This window comes from Acidithiobacillus sp. TH-A67 (genome assembly GCF_057473545.1).
Window position 1 is genome coordinate 1 of sequence record NZ_JBYCKU010000013.1, and the last position, 19,854, is coordinate 19,854.

General features: G+C 60.5%; 20 protein-coding genes. 6 read left to right on the top strand and 14 right to left on the bottom strand.

The features are described 5' to 3' along the window. Window positions 1–10 precede the first annotated feature (10 nt). The 5 genes from AC2VNM_RS01910 to AC2VNM_RS01930 all read right to left on the bottom strand — a co-directional run bounded on the left by AC2VNM_RS01910 (window position 11) and on the right by AC2VNM_RS01930 (window position 5,930). On the bottom strand, window positions 11–1,171 hold the full coding sequence (locus AC2VNM_RS01910) for an HlyD family secretion protein (RefSeq protein ID WP_483167120.1): 1,161 nt from the start codon (window positions 1,169–1,171) through the stop codon (window positions 11–13). Further along, window positions 1,152–2,597, bottom strand: coding sequence for an efflux transporter outer membrane subunit (locus tag AC2VNM_RS01915; RefSeq protein WP_483167119.1), 1,446 nt, complete (start codon window positions 2,595–2,597; stop codon window positions 1,152–1,154). Before AC2VNM_RS01915 ends, AC2VNM_RS01910 begins: the two co-directional genes overlap by 20 nt. Beyond that, on the bottom strand, window positions 2,594–4,159 hold the full coding sequence (locus AC2VNM_RS01920) for an MFS transporter (RefSeq protein ID WP_483167300.1): 1,566 nt from the start codon (window positions 4,157–4,159) through the stop codon (window positions 2,594–2,596). Before AC2VNM_RS01920 ends, AC2VNM_RS01915 begins: the two co-directional genes overlap by 4 nt. Before the next feature lie 276 nt (window positions 4,160–4,435). Next, on the bottom strand, window positions 4,436–5,023 hold the full coding sequence (locus AC2VNM_RS01925) for a uracil-DNA glycosylase family protein (protein ID WP_483166877.1): 588 nt from the start codon (window positions 5,021–5,023) through the stop codon (window positions 4,436–4,438). Further along, complete coding sequence (locus AC2VNM_RS01930) at window positions 5,016–5,930, bottom strand: LysR family transcriptional regulator (RefSeq protein ID WP_483166876.1); 915 nt, start codon at window positions 5,928–5,930, stop codon at window positions 5,016–5,018. Before AC2VNM_RS01930 ends, AC2VNM_RS01925 begins: the two co-directional genes overlap by 8 nt. Window positions 5,931–6,048: 118 nt before the next feature. Here AC2VNM_RS01930 and AC2VNM_RS01935 point away from each other — a divergent pair, with 118 nt between their 5' ends. From AC2VNM_RS01935 to gloA, 5 genes are read left to right on the top strand one after another with little or no spacing between them, the layout of a single operon-like run. Beyond that, window positions 6,049–7,272 carry an aspartate kinase gene (locus AC2VNM_RS01935; RefSeq protein WP_483166875.1) on the top strand — a complete coding sequence of 408 codons (1,224 nt, stop codon included), beginning with the start codon at window positions 6,049–6,051 and terminating at the stop codon, window positions 7,270–7,272. Further along, window positions 7,272–8,438 (top strand): acetylornithine/succinylornithine family transaminase, encoded by a 1,167-nt coding sequence (locus AC2VNM_RS01940; RefSeq protein WP_483166874.1) that lies wholly within the window; start codon window positions 7,272–7,274, stop codon window positions 8,436–8,438. The genes AC2VNM_RS01935 and AC2VNM_RS01940 overlap by 1 nt, the downstream gene beginning before the upstream one ends. Then, entirely contained in the window at window positions 8,435–9,370 is a 936-nt protein-coding gene (gene argF / locus AC2VNM_RS01945) for an ornithine carbamoyltransferase (RefSeq protein ID WP_483166873.1), read from the top strand. The genes AC2VNM_RS01940 and argF overlap by 4 nt, the downstream gene beginning before the upstream one ends. A gap of 2 nt (window positions 9,371–9,372) precedes the next feature. Further along, window positions 9,373–10,572, top strand: a complete 1,200-nt coding sequence (locus AC2VNM_RS01950; RefSeq protein WP_483166872.1) for an argininosuccinate synthase — start codon at window positions 9,373–9,375, stop codon at window positions 10,570–10,572. 9 nt (window positions 10,573–10,581) lie between these two features. Then, on the top strand, window positions 10,582–10,965 hold the full coding sequence (gene gloA / locus AC2VNM_RS01955; protein WP_483166871.1) for a lactoylglutathione lyase: 384 nt from the start codon (window positions 10,582–10,584) through the stop codon (window positions 10,963–10,965). A gap of 7 nt (window positions 10,966–10,972) precedes the next feature. Here gloA and dnaQ read toward each other — a convergent pair whose 3' ends face one another. Genes dnaQ through AC2VNM_RS01970 form a run of 3 tightly spaced genes read right to left on the bottom strand, consistent with a single transcriptional unit; the run spans window position 10,973 to window position 12,895 of the window. Next, window positions 10,973–11,659: a DNA polymerase III subunit epsilon gene (gene dnaQ / locus AC2VNM_RS01960; RefSeq protein WP_483166870.1), complete on the bottom strand. Its 687-nt coding sequence runs from the start codon at window positions 11,657–11,659 to the stop codon at window positions 10,973–10,975. Beyond that, window positions 11,656–12,135 (bottom strand): ribonuclease HI, encoded by a 480-nt coding sequence (gene rnhA / locus AC2VNM_RS01965; RefSeq protein WP_483166869.1) that lies wholly within the window; start codon window positions 12,133–12,135, stop codon window positions 11,656–11,658. The genes dnaQ and rnhA overlap by 4 nt, the downstream gene beginning before the upstream one ends. Further along, entirely contained in the window at window positions 12,125–12,895 is a 771-nt protein-coding gene (locus AC2VNM_RS01970) for a class I SAM-dependent methyltransferase (protein ID WP_483166868.1), read from the bottom strand. The genes rnhA and AC2VNM_RS01970 overlap by 11 nt, the downstream gene beginning before the upstream one ends. Before the next feature lie 61 nt (window positions 12,896–12,956). On the opposite strand from AC2VNM_RS01970, the gene gloB reads away from it, so the two are divergent. Continuing rightward, window positions 12,957–13,703, top strand: coding sequence for a hydroxyacylglutathione hydrolase (gene gloB, locus AC2VNM_RS01975; protein WP_483166867.1), 747 nt, complete (start codon window positions 12,957–12,959; stop codon window positions 13,701–13,703). Here gloB and AC2VNM_RS01980 read toward each other — a convergent pair whose 3' ends face one another. The 6 genes from AC2VNM_RS01980 to infB all read right to left on the bottom strand — a co-directional run. Next, window positions 13,704–14,933: a M16 family metallopeptidase gene (locus AC2VNM_RS01980; RefSeq protein WP_483166866.1), complete on the bottom strand. Its 1,230-nt coding sequence runs from the start codon at window positions 14,931–14,933 to the stop codon at window positions 13,704–13,706. Window positions 14,934–14,980: 47 nt separating this feature from the next. Continuing rightward, window positions 14,981–17,053 (bottom strand): polyribonucleotide nucleotidyltransferase, encoded by a 2,073-nt coding sequence (pnp, locus tag AC2VNM_RS01985; protein WP_486912769.1) that lies wholly within the window; start codon window positions 17,051–17,053, stop codon window positions 14,981–14,983. Between the two features lie 33 nt (window positions 17,054–17,086). Continuing rightward, complete coding sequence (gene rpsO / locus AC2VNM_RS01990; RefSeq protein ID WP_215872433.1) at window positions 17,087–17,356, bottom strand: 30S ribosomal protein S15; 270 nt, start codon at window positions 17,354–17,356, stop codon at window positions 17,087–17,089. Between the two features lie 38 nt (window positions 17,357–17,394). Next, window positions 17,395–18,279, bottom strand: coding sequence for a tRNA pseudouridine(55) synthase TruB (truB, locus tag AC2VNM_RS01995; RefSeq protein WP_486912766.1), 885 nt, complete (start codon window positions 18,277–18,279; stop codon window positions 17,395–17,397). Continuing rightward, complete coding sequence (locus AC2VNM_RS02000) at window positions 18,276–18,656, bottom strand: ribosome-binding factor A (protein ID WP_486912767.1); 381 nt, start codon at window positions 18,654–18,656, stop codon at window positions 18,276–18,278. The genes truB and AC2VNM_RS02000 overlap by 4 nt, the downstream gene beginning before the upstream one ends. 10 nt (window positions 18,657–18,666) lie before the next feature. Then, the coding region (infB, locus tag AC2VNM_RS02005) for a translation initiation factor IF-2 (protein ID WP_486912768.1) at window positions 18,667–19,854 on the bottom strand (1,188 nt) is incomplete at its 5' end.

Sequence of the window (19,854 nt, forward strand, 5' to 3'; positions counted from 1 at the left end):
GTCTCCTTGCTCAGGAATTCTGAGCGATGATTTGCGCTGCCAAGGCCTTGGCCTTGGCGAGCTCACCGTTATACAGGTTGGTCTGGTATCCCTCTAAGGGCGTTTGCGTCAGGGGCTGCAAAACGCTACGAGAGTGCTGCTTTGCCATGTCAATGTAAACCTGCATCGACAGCCCCGGACGCAAGGGATGTCGCGCGAGCTCTCGCGCCGACAATGAGATTCGCACCGGCACCCGTTCAACGATGTGAATATAGTTACCGGTGGCATTCTCGGGCGGCAGGATGGCAAAGGCACTACCCGCTCCAGGCAGCAGTCCCTGTACGACCCCATGGAAAACGACGCGACTGCCATAATAGTAGCTGGTAAGTCGCACCGCTTGCCCAGGATGCAGATGGGCCATGTCTGTTTCCTTGATGTTGGCCACCACCCAGAGATCCTGCAAGGGAACGATGGTAAAGAGTCGTTCGCCCGGATGGATCATCAAGGCAGGATAGGCAGCACGCTGTGCGACATAGCCGCTGACCGGGGCCCGGAAATCGCGTCGCGCCCAAGCCACGTAGGCCTGCTCCAGCGCCACAACGGCGGCGCGCACTTTGGGGTTGTTCTGCAGGGTCGTACCGCCAACCAGGGCCCTGGCAGCAGCCAGTTGCGCGCGGGTGGCACCGATCTGCGCCTCGGCCGCGCGGATGTCCGCCTCGGTATTGCTGATCTGAATGCTGGATACTGCATCACCCTGCCGTGCCATCTGGTACCGGGCCAGATCGCCCTGCAGTTTTGCCAACTGTGCCTCCTCAGCCTGCAGGATTTGCTGACTTTTGCGCACTTCAGAAAATTCCTGGCGCAAGGCGCGCACCGTTCGTCCCAGCACCGCTTCTGCCCGGTGCAAGGCCAAAGTGCTGCGATCTCCCTGTACCGTTGCGAGAATCTGTCCGGCATGGACATATTCGGTGTTTTCTGCGAAGACCCGACGAATGGTCCCAGCAGTCTGGGCCTGAACGGGAATGAGGTTTCCCGTCACATAGGCATCGTTGCTACTGATGCGGCGACTACCGACAAAAAACCACCATGCGCCCCAAGCTCCCAGAGCCAAGAGCAGGAACAGGAAAAAAATCAGAAAATTCCGCCGACTGCGCGCCGACGCTGGCGAATAATCACTTTTTTCTTTCGTCATGAGAACTCTGCTTTTTGTCCGTCAAATAGCCACCCCCCAGGGCGGACTCCAGTAGCGCCCAGTTCTGCCAGGCGGCTATGCGCAGGGAAATCCGTTGCTCCTCCAGTTGCAGAATTTTTACCCGTGCAGCAATTCTCGGCGCGCCATCGCTCAGGCCAGCTTGCCAGGATGCCTCCTGCAAACGCCATTGCGCCTGCTGCTCCTGCAATGCCTGTTTCAGCGCCGCCTCCCGCGTCTGCAGATGCTTACGAACGCTCAGGAGATCGGCAATCTGACGCAGGGCGGTGAGGATCTGCTCCTGATATTGGTCCTGGGCAGCCAGGAATCGGGCATTCTCGGCACGCAGATTTCCTCGCAAGGCGCCCCCCTCGAAAATGGGCAGGGTGATGGCTGGCCCGAAGGCATGGGCAAAATTCCCGGGGGCGAAGAGGTCGGCCAGATGAATACTGTTCCAGCCCGCCAGCAGATTCAGGTTGATATCGGGATAGAAGGCCGCGTGCGCCGCCCGCACCTGCGCCGCCGCAGCTTCCACCGCCCAGCGTCGGGCGACGATATCCGGGCGATGACCCAACAGACTCATGGGCAAATCGGCGGGCAGCGCCGGTACTGGGGTCGAGTCCCGCAGCTGGCCCGTCGCTGCGGTACTACGGCTATCCGGCCCAAGGCCACAAAGGGCGGCCAGGGCATGCCGTTCGGCAGCGATAGTCGACTGGATTTCTGCGATCCGCTCCGCCGACTGCTGCACGCTGATGCGGCTCTCCTGGACCGCAGTTGCCGGCTGCAAGCCACTGGCGAAGGCCGCCTGTGCAATCGCCACACCGCCCTTCTGCCATTTCTGCAAAGAGACTTCTCTCTGCAGCAGGGCTTCCTCTCCCTGTAAGGCGAAGTAGTGGACGGCCACGGCGGTACTCAGCAACAAGCGGGCATCGGCTTCCTGGGCCTGAGTCATGGCCAGTTCGCCGCGGGCGGCTTCCACCAGATCCCGATCCCGTCCCCAGAGATCCACGTGATCATGGACCAGCAGGGGATCGACTTCGCCGTAGAGGTTACTCGTGCCGTTGGCCTGCAGATGCAGGCCGTTGGCAGAAAAATACTGCTGGGTAAGGGACAGGCCCGCGGCAAAATGCGGTAGCAATCCGGCATGGATGCGCAGGACTTGGGCCTGGGCATACAGCACACGCGCTGCCGTTGCACGCAAGCCGGGACTGCGCTGCAACGCCATCGTCTCGAGACGGTCGAGCTGCCGAGCATGGGCCGCCTGCCACCAATCCTGGCGCGGCCAGGGCGACGGATGCCGGGCACCGGCAAATGCCAGCTTTTGCGGCTGGAATGTGGGGTTCTGCGGCAAATGCTCCGGCAGGCGGGCACAGGCCGCAAGAAGCGCTGCCGAAAGGCCCAAAGCCAAGATCGATACGCCGCGCCTCATGGCTCCACCAACTCCACGGCGGCCAACTTTTCGATACGACTCTCGCCGCTGGGACGAGGTCTCTTCGCCAGGAGGCTCCAGCAAGCGAGCCCGGCAAAGATCCAGCCCGCCCAATAAAAAACTTCGTTGAAGGCGAGCATGGCGGCATGCAGATGTACCTGTTCCGCCAGATCCTTCTGGGCCGCAGACTCTCCCAGAACGATGCGAAACTGCGCCAGATTTGCGTGCCAAGCTGCCAGATTGCTCCCCTGATCCTCCACCAGAAAATGGCGAAACAAATCCATGCGCCGCTCCCAGAGGGCGGCCACCAGAGGGATCCCCAGGGCCTGACCACTGCTACGCAGTAAATTGAGCAGCATGGCCGCTTCCTGTTCACTCGTGCCCGCAAGACCCCAGACACCGATGCGTGCCCAAGAGCCGAAAACACCCCCAAGCCCCAGCCCGACCAAGGTCGGTGGACCCGCGAGAGCCGATGGGGAAACGGGAAGATCGTAGGAAGAGAGCCAAAAAGCACCGACCGCAAGCAGCAGCATGCTCAATACCGCCCAGGGACGCGGATCGAAGCGTCCGAGAATCCAGTGACTCAACCAGGCACTGAGTGGCGCAAACAGAGCCAAGCTCAGGAGAACCTGACCAATGGCACGAGCACTGTACGCAAAACTCAACTGATACTGCACAATGAGCAAGGCTAGGCTCCCCTGAAAGGCCAGAGCCGTCAGAAAAATGCCCAGACTTGCCAGCAGGACGTTTCGTTGGCGAAACAATCGGTAATCGACAACAGGTTTCTCCGCCAGCGGCAGCCACTGAAAGAAGGCGCCCAGCAACACAACCCCCGCCACAAACAAGAAACGGAACTCTCCCGAACGCCACCAGTCGTCTTTGCTGCCTAGGTTGCAGGCCATCAGCAACGCCAAAAGACCGAAGCACAGGAGTCCGTATCCCGGCCAATCCATGCGGGCCGCGCCCCGCTGCGAGGGGGCTTCCCAGAAGAGAATTCCCAAAATACTGGCCCAAAGCACCGGGAGGTTGAGATAAAAGAGCCAACGCCATCCCCATGCATCGGCAATCCAGCCACCAATGAATGGACCCAAGGCAAAGGGGGTAATCGCCGCAAATCCCCAGAGAAAGAGCCCGCTACTGCGATGATCTTCATGGTAATGACGCAGCAGCAACTGTAGCGAGAGAGGGATGCTGAGCCCGCCGGCTAATCCCGAAAAGATGCGCGCCAACAGGAAGAAGTTGTAATTGGAGGTACTGGCATTGATTGCAGAGCTGATCAGTAGGACGGCCAGACAGGCCAGCAGGCCATCCCGCACCCCCCAGCGGCCGCTGACCCAGCGTGCCAAAGGCAGCCCCAGCCCCAGGAACAGAAAATACAGATCCTGGGTCCAGTCACCATACATCGGCGCACGCCCCAGACTCCCGGCAATATAGGGAATCATCGGCAAATAGGCACCAGCGTTGAAGAGCACCAAAAAATGCGCAAGGCCAACCGCCAGATTCGTCGCAAGAAACGGCGCCGCTTGACCTTGGCTACTGCGGGCGCGCAGGACGTAGAGCATCGTATTCCCGGTTTCGTGAAAAACCGGGCAATCCTAGCAACGCCAGAGTTATCGAACAAATCGATTAGATTGATATAATATATCTAATTTAACGATAACAGATGACTATCGGCAATTTTGGGCCCGGATGAACGGGCCTCTTTAAAAGTTTCCGATTTCGACAATCTGCAGGTCTCCCATGACGTTGCCCTTGGCCTGTTCGTCGCTTTCGCAGGCCGAAGCGAGGACGTTATTGTCATGTCTAGACAGGTCAGATTCATACAGCCCAGGACCTTATCAGGAGCGCAAAACCTCCGCGACCCGCTCGCGCAGTGCCGGGAGGACCTCTTCCGCAAACCACGGATTGCGCCGTAACCAAAGGATATTGCGTGGGCTAGGATGCGGCAGCGGGAAAACAAAGGGAGCATAGTGCCGCCAGTTACGCACCAGTTGCTGCAAGGATCCTGGACTGTCTGGTAGATGATATCGACGTGCGTACTGACCGATGACCAAGGTGAGTTGCACCTGCCGCAACTGTGCCAGAAGGGAAGCACGCCAACGGGAAGCGCATTCCGGTCGCGGCGGTAGATCACCAGAACGGCCTTTACCGGGATAGCAAAATCCCATGGGCAGCAGGGCAAACAGGTGGGAATCATAGAATTCCTCCCGGCTGACCCCCAGCCAATCCCGCAGACGGTCGCCGCTTTGGTCGGCAAAAGGTAGAGCATGGGCATGGGCGTAGCGACCAGGGGCCTGAGCGGCAATCAGGATTTTGGCCTGGGGATGAACTTGCAATACTGGGCGAGGTGCGTTGGGCAAGCTAGCAGCGCAGAGCGAACAAGATTTCAGCTCCTGCAATAGCCTCGCCAGATCGGGATCAGACATCTGTGTGCTGCTCTACACCGATCTGCCGTAAAAAAGCCGCCAAGGTACGGGACTGATAAGCGGGTTCCGGCACGGCCAGATAGAGCGTCCAGTGGATGCCTTGGGGCATTGGCAGACGCCGGGAAACGACCTGCCAATCGGGTCGATGACGCAGTGCAGTGCGGGTGATGAAGCCGACACCGAGGCCTGCGGCGACGGCGTTACCCATCGCTTCGACGCCGTTCACTTCCAGCCGGATCGGGACTTGCAGACCCAGCCGCGCAAACTCCTGTAGCACCCTGGCGCGCACCCCGGATTGCAGCTCGCGCCAGACGATGGGAAATGCCAAGAGATCTTCCAACGTCAGCTCTAGCCGGCTCGCCAGAGGGTGATCGGACGGGAAGATGGTCAGAATCTCATCCTGCAACCAGGGGTGTAGCTGGTAGGTCCGGGGTAGAGGAACTTCTTCGCTGCCCTCCTCGATGAAAAGCAGATCCCAATCGAGTAGAGCGTTTTGCGACCAGTCACTAATCCCGCCCTTCATGATGATTTCCACTTCCGGGTGGTCACGGCGGAAGGCCACCAGATGCTGGGGTAAAAAATAGTTGGCGATGGTGTTGGTCGCTGCGATCCGCAAGGCACCCTCCTGCAGGTGAGATCGTCGGTAGGCGATTTCCGCGACTTCCACTTTCAGTTCCATCAGACGTTGCGCGGATGCCAGATAGGCCTTGCCGGCAGCAGTCAGACGCACGCCGCGACCATTGGGCAGATAGAGGGCCTCGCCAAGAATCTCGTTCAGCCGCTGCAGGCGCTCACTAATCGCCGGCTGACTGCGATGCAACAACCTTGCGGCAGCACTGACACTACCGGTTTCGGCCACGGCCCAGAAGGTTTCCAAGAGTTCGAGAGAGGGCGTCGGGATTGGCATAGCAGCATTACCTTAGCACAGAAATCCGCGGTTCGGATCGCCCCCAACCAAACGCATCACCCTATACAGCCCGGGAATCTGCCTTTATCATTCGCCCTTTGACGGCATTCCTCAGATTATGGCGCTCATCGTACAAAAATTCGGCGGCACTTCCGTCGGCAGCATTGAACGGATTCAGGCTGTAGCAGATCGGGTATTGGCGGCGCGAGCCGCTGGCCACGATGTGGTAGTGGTCGTGTCGGCGATGTCGGGCGAGACCGACCGCCTGCTCAAGCTCGCGCGCGAGATCGATTCGCAGCCGCATCCCCGCGAGCTCGATACCCTGCTCAGTACCGGCGAGCAGGTCACCATCGCGCTGCTGGCGATGGCCTTGCACAGCAAGGGGCAGGCGGCGGTTTCGCTCACCGGCAGCCAGGTACCCATCGAGACCGACAGCGCGCACAACAAGGCGCGTATCGAACGCATCGACGGCACCCGCCTGCGCTCAGCCCTGGCCGCCGGGCAGGTGGTGATTGTCGCCGGGTTTCAGGGCATCAATCCGCACGGTGACATCACCACCCTCGGGCGGGGCGGTTCGGATACCACCGCCGTGGCACTGGCCGCTGCTCTACAGGCCGATGAATGCGCCATCTACACCGACGTCGACGGCATCTACACCACCGATCCGCGGGTGGAAAGCAAGGCCCGCCGCCTGGACCGCATCACCTACGAGGAAATGCTGGAAATGGCGAGTCTAGGCGCCAAGGTCCTGCAGACCCGTTCGGTAGAATTTGCCATGAATTACCGGGTGCCGGTGCGCGTGCTTTCTTCGTTTGCCGATGGCCCCGGCACCCTTGTTACCAGTGAGGAAAACTGTATGGAAGCCCCCCGCGTATCGGGTATCGCCTTCTCCCGCAATGAGGCCAAGATCACCGTCGTCGCCGTTCCCGATCGTCCGGGCATCGCCTCTGCCATCCTCGGTCCGATCTCAGCGGCCAACATCAACGTTGATGTCATTCTGCAAAACATCTCTGAGGATGGGAAAACCGACTTCACCTTTACCGTCGAGCGCAACGACTTCGAGCGCGCCATGGGCATCCTGCGCGACGTTGCCCACGAACTGGGCGCCGAAGATGTGCGCGGCGACACCGGCATCGTCAAGGTGTCGGCGGTGGGGGTAGGCATGCGCTCCCACGCCGGCATCGCCGCCAGCATGTTTGCTGCCCTGGCCCGGGAAAACATCAACATTCAGATGATTTCCACCTCGGAAATCAAGATCTCGGTGGTCATCGCCGAAAAATATCTGGAGCTCGCCGTGCGCGCCTTGCACAGTGCATTCGGTTTGGAAAAGGCGGCATCCTGATGGCATTGATGAATAACTACGCTCGCCTGCCCGTCGCCTTCGTACGCGGCGAGGGGGTGTGGCTCTACGATGAATCCGGGCGCAAGTATCTCGATGCCCTAGCGGGGATTGCGGTCTGCGGCCTGGGCCATAGTCATCCGGCGGTAACCACTGCCTTGCAGGAACAGGCCGGCAAACTCCTGCACACCTCCAATCTGTATCAGATCCCCGAACAGGCGGCCCTGAGCGATGATCTGTGTCGCCTGAGTGGCCTTGATGCCGTCTTCTTCTGCAACAGTGGCGCCGAGGCCAACGAAGCCGCCATCAAGCTCGCCCGCCTGCATGGCCATGCGCGCGGTATTGCCGAACCCAAGATCCTGGTCTTTACCCAGTCTTTCCATGGTCGCACCCTGGCGGCGCTCACCGCTACCGGCAATCGCAAGATTCAGGAAGGCTTTACTCCGTTGGTGGCGGGGTTCGTGCGCGCCCCGTACGGCGATCTGGCAACGGTGCGGGGTATGCTCAGCGCCGATCCCGATATCGTCGCCGTACTCGTCGAACCGGTACAGGGCGAAGGCGGGGTACGCCCTGCTCCTGCCGGTTTTTTGCGTGGGCTGCGCGCGCTCTGCGACGAACACCAAGCCCTCCTTCTCTGCGACGAAGTGCAGACCGGCATCGGCCGCAGCGGGCGTTATTTCGCCTTTCAGCATGAGGAAGACCTGCTGCCCGATGTACTCTGCCTGGCCAAGGGCTTAGGCAACGGCGTTCCCATTGGCGCTATCGTCGCCCGCCAAGCGGCCGCCGATCTCTTCGGTCCGGGCAAGCATGGCAGTACCTTTGGCGGCGGCCCCTTGGTCTGCGCCGCCGCCCGCGCGGTGTTACGGACCATGGAAGCGGAAGACCTCCCCGCGCATGCCGCCGCCATGGGGGAGCTCCTACAAGGCCGATTGCGCGAGCGTTTCCGTGGACACCCGGCGGTGGAGGAAGTACGCGGCCTGGGTCTGATGGTCGGCATCGTCCTGCGCCAGGAACCCAAGGATTTCGTGCGCCGGGCCCTGGGTGCAGGTGTCCTGCTCAATGTGACGGCCGGACGGGTGATCCGCCTGCTGCCGCCCCTCATCTTCGGACCTGCCGAGATCGATCTGCTCGTCGATACCCTGGCCAAGCTTCTGCAGGAGGAAGCATGAAATCAGTGCGCCACTTCCTGCGCCTGCAGGATCTCTCCCGTACGGAACTCCAGGGCCTGCTCGCGCGCGCCATCGAGCTAAAGCGTATGCTACGCGCTGGCGAGCATTACACCCCCTTCGCCCAGCGCACCCTGGCGATGATTTTTGAAAAATCCTCCACCCGCACCCGGGTTTCCTTTGAAACCGGCATGGCGCAGTTGGGGGGGCATGCCCTGTTCCTCTCCCCCCGCGACACGCAACTGGGGCGCGGCGAGAGCATCGAAGACACCGCTCGGGTGCTGTCGCGCATGGTCGATCTGGTCATGATCCGCACCTTCTCCCATGCTGGTCTCGAGACCTTCGCCAGCGCCAGCCGGGTACCAGTCATCAACGGCTTGTCGGACGACCATCATCCCTGCCAGCTCCTCGCCGACCTGATGACGGCGCAGGAGCTCTGGGGCGGATTGTCCGGACGGAAGGTCGCCTTCATTGGTGATGGTGCCAACAACATGGCACGCTCGTGGATGGAGGCAGCACAGCTTCTCGACTTCGAATTACGGATTGCCGCGCCCGAGGGTTTCCAGCCCAGTGCCGACGCAGAACGGGAAAATGGCAGTCATACGCAAATTTTCTGCGATGCGCGCGCCGCCGTCGCCGGGGTCGATCTGGTCGTGACCGACGTCTGGACCAGCATGGGACAGGAGGCCGAAAATGCCGAGCGGCGCGCCCTCTTTGCGCCCTTCCAGGTCAATGCCGCGCTCTTTTCTCAGGCGCGGAGCGGGGCCGTGTTCATGCACTGCCTGCCCGCCCACCGCGGCGAGGAAGTCACGGCGGAGGTCATCGATGGGCCGCACTCTCTGGTCTGGGAGGAGGCGGAGAATCGCCTGCACGCGCAAAAGGCACTGATGGAATTTTTGGCGGGCTTTGGGCCCCTGGCCGAACAAGGAGTCTGATTATGGTAAAGAAAGTCGTACTCGCCTATTCCGGTGGACTGGATACTTCCGTCATCCTCAAGTGGTTGCAGGATCACTACCAGTGCGATGTCGTCACCTTCACCGCCGATATCGGCCAGGGCGAAGAGCTGGAGCCGGCGCGTGCCAAAGCAACCCGGCTCGGTGCGAAGGAGATATTCATCGACGATCTGCGACAGGAGTTCGTGCGTGACTATGTCTTTCCCATGTTTCGCGCCAACACGATCTACGAAGGAGAATACCTGCTCGGCACCTCCATTGCGCGCCCGCTGATCGCCAAGCGGATGGTGGAGATCGCCGCCGAAGTGGGTGCCGATGCCGTCGCCCACGGCGCCACTGGCAAGGGCAACGATCAGGTACGTTTCGAGCTCGGCGCCTACGCCCTCGACCCCAAGATCAAAGTCATTGCCCCGTGGCGAGAGTGGGACCTAAACTCCCGGGAAAAACTTCTGGCCTATGCCGAGCAACATGGTATTCCCATCGAACGCCACGGCAAGAAATCACCCTATTCCATGGACGCCAATCTGCTGCACATCTCTTACGAGGGCGGGATTCTGGAAGACCCCTGGGCCGAGGCCGAGGAATCCATGTGGCGCTGGACCACGGCACCGGAGAAGGCCCCGGACCAGCCGCGCTATATCGAAATCCAGTTTGCCCACGGCGATCCGATCGCCATCGATAGCGAGGCCCTGCCGCCCGCCGCCCTCCTCGCCCACCTCAACACCATTGGTGGTGAACATGGCATCGGTCGTCTCGACATCGTCGAGAACCGCTATGTGGGCATGAAGTCTCGCGGCTGCTACGAAACCCCCGGCGGCACCATTCTGCTCCGTGCGCACCGTGCCATCGAATCCATTACTCTGGATCGGGAAGCCGCACATCTCAAGGACGAGCTCATGCCACGCTATGCCAGCATCATCTATAATGGCTACTGGTGGAGCCCGGAGCGCCGCGCCTTGCAATCCCTCATCGACCAGACCCAGCGCCTGGTCTCCGGCGTAGTGCGCCTTAAGCTTTACAAGGGTACTTGCACCGTTGTCGGCCGCAAATCCGAGCAAAGTCTCTTCGATCCGCGTATTGCCACCTTCGAGGACGATGCCGGTGCCTATCACCAGCAGGATGCCGAGGGCTTCATCAAGCTCAACGCCCTGCGCCTGCGCATTGAAAAACGCCTGCAAGGCTAGGAGGATCCCATGCGCATTTTGCATACCATGTTACGGGTTGGCGATCTCGACCGCTCTCTGGCCTTCTACACCGAAGTGTTGGGAATGCGCGTTCTGCGTCGCAAGGATTACCCCGAGGGCAAGTTCACTCTCGCCTTTGTCGGTTACGAAGAAGAAGACCGGGGTGCCGTCATCGAACTCACCTACAACTGGGGCGTCGACAGCTACGAGCTTGGCGATGCCTTTGGGCATATCGCCATCGCGGTGGACGATGCTGCCGCTGCCTGCGCACAAATTCGGGCACGCGGTGGCAAGGTGGTGCGCGAGGCTGGCCCGATGAAACATGGCACGACGGTCATCGCCTTTGTCGAGGACCCCGACGGCTACCGTATCGAACTCATCGAGCGCAAGTGAGAGAGCACTAGACCTTCTCCCACAGGGCGTTGCCCATCCCCGCCAAATAGGCATCGTGCGCCGCTTTTTCCTCGGGCGAGGCGGAGATGACCCGCAGCCGCCCTTGCGGCCGAACCGCGGGGAGAGTGCGGACCCTGCTTTTGCCCGTCGCGTCGGTTGGCGCAGCATCCACCAGGCCCATATCCACCTGACCACCGCTCATGGCCAGATACACCTTCGCCAACAATTCACAGTCCAGCAGGGCACCATGCAGGCTGCGCTGGCTGTTGTCGATAAAGTAACGTCGGCAAAGGGTATCGAGGTCATTTTTCTGCCCTGGGAAGCGGCGTCGAGCCTCTACGAGGGTGTCGATGACCGGATTCCGCAATTTCCCCCGTTGCAGCAGTCCCAACTCCGCAGACAAAAAGCCGATATCAAAAGGCGCATTGTGGATGATCAGCTCATCGCTCCCCAGATAGGCCAGAAATTCCTCCGCCAGATCGGCAAAGAGCGGCTTGTCCTGCAAAAACTCATCGGTCAAACCGTGAATACGCACCGCATCGGGATCACAGGGACGCTCGGGATTCAGATACACATGAAAGTTGTTGCCAGTGAGACGACGGTCGATGATCTCCACAGCACCAATCTCGATGACACGATGCCCTTTGCTGGGATCCAGGCCCGTGGTTTCCGTATCCAAGACGATCTGCCTCATAGCCAACCCTCCCCACTCGCTTCTTGTATAGCGCCGGCGAAGCGATCCAATACCCGATTGATCAGGGCATCGACCGCCTCATTTTCCACGTCACCCGCATGCCCCCGCACCCATTCCCAGCGTATCTGGTGGGCCTGCGCCAAACTCGCGAGCGCCTGCCAGAGTTCCTGATTCTTCACTGCTGCGCCCCCTGCGGAACGCCAGCCCCGCTTTTGCCAGCCCGCCAGCCACTCGGTCATACCCTTGATCAGGTACTGCGAATCCGAGCGCACCAGAATCCGGCTCGGTCGTTTCAGCGCCTGCAGGCCCTGCACTACCGCGTCCAGCTCCATGCGATTGTTGGTGGTCTGCGGCGCATAGCCCCACAACACGCGCTCATGCTCGCCTTGGCGCAGCCAGGCACCCCAGGCACCGGGACCCGGGTTCCCACGGCAGGCGCCATCGGTAATCAGGCGCAGGGTGGATTCAGTCACCATCAGACTCCCCAGAACATTGTAGATTGGCCGTTGCCGTTGCCAGCTTCGGCCGCCGCTTCTTTTGGCGCGCGGGCAGCAGGCCCACCAGAGTGGGGCTATTCTCGCGCTTCTGCGCCAGCAGGATATAAGCATTGGCTCCCGCCGGCCACCAGCGATCGCCGACCAACTCCAGCCATTGGGCGCTATGGCCAAATCCTGGAACGGTATACTGGAAATAGCGCCCTTGGCGCAGACCGAAACCCATTTCCTCCAGCAAGCGACGCAGTTGCGTCAATGGCAAAAAGGGCTCGCGCCAGGGCCAGCTGCGATCGCGACGCCAGAGGTGCCAGCGCCGCAGCATCCCAAGGCTCCCGCTGGGATTGAAATCCATGATCAGAACGTGGCCTTCGGGCCGCAACACGCGCCAGCACTCCTCCAGAATGCGTCGGGTATCGGGCATGCGGGTCAGACAAAAAGGAACCAGCACCAGGTCGAAACGCAGATCAGCGAAAGGTAGTGCATCACAACGGCCATAAACCTGGACATAGCCTTCTGCTGCACAAACAAAGCCGTCATTGAGCAAAATCCAGGATCTGTCTGTCTCCAGAGGATTCCAGAAGACCGGCTGCCCCAGCTGCAGTACGGTATCCGCGTGCAAACGCTCGATCCAGGGCGGTAGGATTTCGCTAGCACGCTCCAGCAAAAGGCGCCCACTGCGGCCCGTCCACCAGCGCGCTGCCCGCCGTTGTCGCAGGGAAGAAGGAACGACCCCCCTAGGCATGAGGAACGGGCTGTGTTCTGATCATGGCTGCATGTTACCTTGATCAGGAGCAGGAGCCTATATGCTGACCCTCATTCCCGCTTTCCAGGACAATTACATCTATCTGGTGCACACGGCTCGTGGCTTGTGGATCGTCGACCCCGGCGACGCGCGGCCGGTTCTAGACTACCTGGAATCCCAGCAGCTCCGCGCTACGGCCATCCTTTGCACCCACCACCATGCCGATCATGTCGGCGGCGTCGGGGCCCTGGTAGAACGCTATGACCTTCCCGTCTTCGGCCACGGTTCGCGGATTCCCCAGCTCAGTCATCCCGTCGCCGAGGGTTCACTCGAGATCGATGGCGAGAAGATACAGGTGCTGGAAGTACCCGGGCATACCCTGGACCACATCGCCTATCTCTGGCAGGACCATGCCTTTTGTGGCGACACACTCTTTGCGGCGGGCTGCGGAAGAATCTTTGAAGGCGATCCACAGATGATGTATACAAGCCTGCAGAAGCTCGCCGCCCTGCCTGACAGCACACGGATCTGCTGTGCCCACGAATATACCGAGAGCAACCTGCGCTTCGCCACAGCGGTCGAGCCGGAAAACCCAACGATCGCGGAACGGAAAAAGCAGGTAGCGCAGCTACGCGCACAAAATCGCCCGAGCCTGCCCTCCACGCTAAAAGAAGAACGACAAAGTAATCCCTTTCTCCGCTGCCGGGAAACTGACGTGATCCGCGCCGCACGCGCGCACGGCGCCCGGAATGACTCCGACGTCGAGGTATTTGCCGCCTTACGCCGCTGGAAAGATGGATTTCGCTAGTCAGGCAGGGACTATGGTCCATTCCAGGCGCTGTGCCCAGGTGCGCGCAAAAACTTCCTGTACCTGCACTGCGGAAACCTGTTGAATCGAGTCGAGGATTTCTTCTTCACTTTTCAAACTTCCACCCTGGGCAAGCTGGCGCACCCGTCGCGCCATCCGCGTTTCCAGATCCTCCTGACCCAACAGCCATTGCTTGCGCAGGCCGGCGCGACTCCAATCCATTTCCTCAGTGCTAGGTCCATCCTGCATCAGAGCCTTGAGAATTCCGGCGATGGCCTTCTCGGTACTACGACACTTATCCGCTGGCACCGCCGCATAGAGAGTCCACTCCGCGGTATCGCTAAGGGCTTCGAGCTGGGAATAGGTCTGGTAGGCGAGTCCGCGCCGCTCCCGGAGCTCCTGAAAGAGACGCGACGCCATCCCCGCGCCGAGGATGTGATTGGCGAAAAGCTCTATCAGGTGATTCCGATCTGCGAAGGCGCTCGCCTGGGCCATCCACAGCAGGTGGGCCTGACGGGCATGAGCGGAGCGTCGTTGCCGCGTCGCAAAATTCGCCATGGGCAGCGCCAGCGCATTGACGTTAGGGCGCGCTGGCAGATGCGCAAACCTGCTTTCCACCTGCCTTGCCAGGGAATCCGTATCCACCGCGCCCACCGCGACGATCACAATTGGTGCGGTCGCCAGATAATGCTGATGAAAGGCGCGCAAGCGCCGGGCACTGACTCTACGCACCAGACTCGCCTTACCTAGGACCGGCCAGCCCAACGGATCCTCTCCCCAGAAAGATTGGGTCGCGAGTTCCTGCAAATGATCCTCAAGGTCCTCCTGCGCCATGGCAATTTCCTGCGCCACCACGGTCCGCTCGAGGGCGAGGTCTGCTGCCGTCAAACTGGGTTCCAGCAGCAGGTCGGCAAGCAGATCGAGACCCGCCACCTGATCCTCTGCCAATACTGTCAGGTGTAGGGTGACCGTTTCGCGATCGGTGAAGGCATTGAGCGTACCGCCCAGGCGTTCACCCAGACGGTTGATGGCCGAGGCGTCGCTCCCCTTCGCTCCTTTGAACAGCATATGCTCGAGGAGATGGGCAAAACCATTTTCCTCCGGTCTTTGATGACGGCTGCCGCGCAGGGCGGTGACGGAGATCGCTACTTGCCGCCGACCCGGAACCCTCTCACTCAGAAAGCATATGCCATTGGGCAACTGCTGCAGGGATAGGGAAGAGTCATCCATCGACTCCCGACACTCCAGCGGCAGTCGCTGCGACAAGGGGTGCTGGCTCAGGATTGGGGGATATCCTTCATGCTCAGCTTGATCTTGCCCTGGCGGTCCACCTCCAGAACCTTGACGCGCACTGTTTGTCCTTCCTTGACGTAATCGTGCACGTCATTGACGCGTTCGGCGCTGATTTGCGAGATATGCAACAGACCATCGCGACCAGGCAGAATCGTGACAAAGGCACCGAAGTCCATAATCTTCGCCACCTTACCGTCATAGATCACGCCAACCTCGACATCGGCGGTAAGCAGTTGAATGCGCCGCTTGGCCTCTTCTCCGGAAGCTCCGTCGATGGATGCGATGGTCACCAGTCCATCGTCCTGAATGTCGACGGTAGCTCCCGTTTCTTCCGTCAGCGCGCGAATGATCTTGCCACCAGGGCCAATCACGTCGCGGATGCGATCCGGATTGATACGGATATTGATGATACGCGGCGCATGCTGGGACAGGGTTTCCCGCCCGTGCTCCAGCACGTTCTTCATCAGCCCGAGAATATGCAAACGCCCAGCCAGGGCCTGCTCCAGGGCCTGCGCCATGATCTCGCGGGTAATGCCCTGGATCTTGATGTCCATCTGCAAGGCCGTAACGCCGGTTTCCGTGCCTGCGACCTTGAAATCCATGTCTCCCAGATGATCTTCGTCGCCGAGAATATCGGTCAAGACCGCAAAACGTTCGCCTTCCTTGATCAAGCCCATGGCCACACCGGCTACCGGCGCCTGCAGAGGAACACCGGCATCCATCAGCGCCAGAGAGGCGCCGCAGACCGATGCCATGCTGGAAGAACCGTTGGATTCCAGGATTTCCGAAACCACCCGAAGACTATAGGGAAACTCCGATTCGGGCGGCAGAACCGCAGCGATGGCACGCTTGGCCAGGCGTCCATGACCAATTTCCCGCCGCTTGGGCGAACCCACCATACCCGTTTCACCGGTGGAGAAGGGCGGAAAATTGTAGTGCAGCAGGAAACGATCGCGACTTTCACCGTGCAGGGCATCGACGATCTGTTCGTCGCTCTTGGTGCCGAGGGTGGCTGTCACCAAGGCCTGGGTTTCGCCGCGCGTGAAGAGTGCCGAACCATGCGTGCGGGGCAACACGCCAACTTCGATACTGATGGGACGCACAGTAAAGCGATCGCGCCCATCGATGCGCGGGGCACCATCGAGAACTCGACCGCGGACGATCTCGGTCTCGATCGATTTCAGTGCAGCGCGCACGGCATCGGCGCGGCTGGCGTCCTCTGCTGCAAGAGCAGCGACTGTGGCCGTACGGACTTCTTCCAGGCGCTTGCTGCGTGCCTGCTTTTCCATCAGCTGATAGGCCGCTTGCAGCGCATCGCGCGCCTCGGCGACCACAGCGGCGTGCAACTCCGCGTCCTTGCTGGGCGCCTGCCAATCCCAGCGCTCCTTACCGGTGGCCGCCACCAGCTCATTGATGGCAGCGATGACGGGCTGAAAGCTGGCGTGGCCAAACATGACAGCTTCGAGCATGATCTTTTCGGACAAACCCTTGGCCTCGGACTCCACCATCAGCACCGCCGACTCCGTGCCAGCCACCACCAGATCCAGCTCCGAGCCCTGCAGCTCCGCAAAGCTCGGATTGAGCAGATACTCGCCGTTCCGATAGCCGACGCGTGCGGCGCCGATGGGACCGTCAAAGGGAATGCCGGAAACAGCCAAAGCCGCCGAGCTGCCAATCATGGCCAGGATATCGGGATCCTGTTCGCCATCGACCGAGAGCACCGTAGCAATCACCTGCACTTCGTGCATAAATCCCTTGGGAAAGAGCGGACGAATCGGGCGGTCGATAAGACGGGAAGTCAGCGTTTCTTTTTCGGAGGGGCGCCCTTCTCGCTTGAAAAAGCCGCCAGGAATCTTCCCTGCAGCGTAGGTCTTTTCCTGATAATTCACCGTCAGCGGAAAGAAATCCTGACCTGGCTTCAAGTCGCGCCGACCTACCGCAGTGACCAGCACCACACTATCGCCGCTGCTGACCAACACCGCGCCATCGGCCTGGCGAGCCATCCGTCCCGTTTCCAGGACCAGCGTCCGGCCCCCAAATTGCACTTCCTTCCGCACGATGCTCAAGAGACTCTCCCCGAAGTTGGTGAATTACTTACGCAGACCCAGACGTTCGATCAAAGAGCGATAGCGCTCGTAGTCATTTTTCTTGAGATAGTCCAGCAGCTTGCGACGCTGCCCGACCATCTTCAACAGGCCCTGGCGGGAATGGTGATCATGGTGGTGCGCCTTGAAGTGCTCAGAAAGACCTTCAATGCGGGTAGTCAACAAGGCGACTTGTACTTCCGGCGAGCCGGTGTCGCTGGGATGCGTGGCATAGGCCTTCACCACATCGGACTTCACTTCACGAGTCAGGGACATCTTGTACTTCTCCTACGCAATCAATCTGGAAAATATTCCTAGTTTACGCCCATCAGGCGACGCGGCGCCACCTTGCCATCCTCCATCACCTCTCCTAGACCCAAAAACTGTGCCTGCGGTCCATAGAGGCGAATCCGGCCCGGAGCTGGGGCATGGGCAATCACCACCCCCTGGCCTTGTCGAACATAGTATGCAGTGTTTTCCGTCAAGGTCACCGCCGGCAAATCCTGCAGCGCCAGATCCATCGCCTGCAACGGGCACTGATCGGCCTCTCGTGCCGCCGCGAGGCGGTCAAGATCGTAGGCAGCATCGATAGAAAAACTGCCGGAGCTGAGCCGTCGCAATTCACGAATATGCGCACCGCAGCCGAGCAGACGCCCGAGATCCTGGGCTAGGCTGCGCACATAGGTACCCTTGGAACAATGGATGTCGAGTACCAGTTCGTCACCAACCCAAGAGAGCAAATCAAGGGAGTAGATTTCGACGCTACGCGCCTCGCGCTCTATTTCCACCCCTTTGCGCGCCAGACGGTAGAGCGGCTGACCATCGCGCTTGATGGCAGAAAACATGGGGGGAATCTGGGAGATTCGCCCGCGGAACCGGGAAAGGGCGACATCCAGTTGCGTCTGATCAAAATCCACGCTGCCACTCGCCACGACCTCTCCTTCGCGATCTCCGGTGTTCGTCTCTTGCCCTAGCTGCAAAGTAGCCCGGTAGCGTTTGTCGGCATTGAGCAAATAATCAGAGACCTTGGTTGCCTGTCCAAACAGGAGGATCAGCAACCCGGTAGCGAAGGGGTCGAGAGTGCCCGTGTGCCCGGCCTTGCGCACGCCCATGATCCGCTTGGCACGCTGCAAGGCCGCGTTGGAGCTGATCCCCGCGGGCTTATCGAGCAGAAGAATCCCGTCGCTGCAGGCGCTCATGCCTCATCCTCCGGCGCCGGCGGCAGATGCGCGAGGAGTTCTGCCATCTCGGCGTCACGATCGAAGCGCACATCATAGGCGAAATGCAATGGCGGGATACGCCGCAAATGCAATTTTTTGCCAAGAATCTGGCGAATTTCCCCCGCTTCCTCTTGCAAGTGCGCGCGCACCAGATCCGCACGCCCTGGGCCGTCCATCAGCGAAAACATCACCGTTGCCTGGCGCAAGTCCGGCGCCAAGTGTATTTCGGTAATGCTCGGCAGCAAGCCGACGCCCGCCAGACCGTGCAGCCGGGGCAGCAGGGCGGCAATCTCCGTCTGCAGAAGTTGTGCGATGCGGTCGCTGCGCGGATAGCTGCGCTGATGCGGGGTGCTCATCCGTAGTGCCTCAGAGAGTACGTGCTACTTCAATCGTCTCAAAGGCCTCGATCACGTCGCCGACCTTGATATCGTTGAAATTACGCACGCCAATGCCGCACTCGAAACCCTCACGGACTTCCCGCGCGTCGTCCTTGAAGCGGCGTAGCGAATCCATTTCCCCAGTGTGGATCACCACCGCCTGACGGATCACCCGCACCTTGGCGTTACGCCGGACGATCCCATCCGTCACCATACAACCAGCGATGGTACCAACGCGCGGCACCCGGAAGGTCTCGCGCACCTCGGCATGACCGATGATCTGCTCGCGAATCTCGGGAGCCAGCATGCCGGTCATCGCCGCCTTCACCTCATCCACTGCATCGTAGATGACGCTGTGGTAGCGCACATCCACTCCGCTTTGCTCAATCAGGCGTCGCGCCTGCGCTTCGGCGCGCACATTGAAGCCGATGATGACTGCACCGGAGGCATGCGCCAGATTGACGTCGGATTCGGTAATGCCGCCAACCGCGGAATGGATGATCCGCACCCGGACATCATTGGTGCTAAGCCCCTCAAGGGTGCTGCGTAGGGCCTCGGCAGAACCCTGGACATCGGTCTTGATGAGCAGGTTGAGTTGCTGCAATTCGCCCTCGCTGGCGGCCTCGAAGAGACTCTCCAAACTGCCTTTGGCACTCTTCGCCAAGCGCACATCGCGGAACTTGCCCTGACGGAACAGGGCAACCTCGCGTGCCTTGCGCTCGTCGGTCATCACCAGCACTTCGTCACCTGCTTGCGGCACATCACTCAGTCCAAGAATCTCCGCCGGCAGGCCAGGCCCGATCTCCTCTACCTGCACACCACCGTCATTGATCAGGGCGCGCACGCGACCATACTGGGCACCGGCCAACACGATATCACCGGCATGCAGGGTTCCCTGGCGCACGAGGACCGTTGCCACCGCACCACGCCCGCGATCCAACCGAGATTCGATGACTAGACCCTTGGCCGGCCCATTACTCTGCACCTCCAGATCGAGAAGCTCCGCCTGCAACAGGATGGCATCCAGAAGGGCATCGATGTGGAGCCCTTGCTTGGCCGAGACGTTGACGAACTGCGTATCTCCGCCCCACTCTTCTGGCAGCACGTCTTGCTGCGCCAGTTCCTGGCGAATCCGGTCCGGGTCCACACCTGCTTTGTCGATCTTGTTCACCGCCAC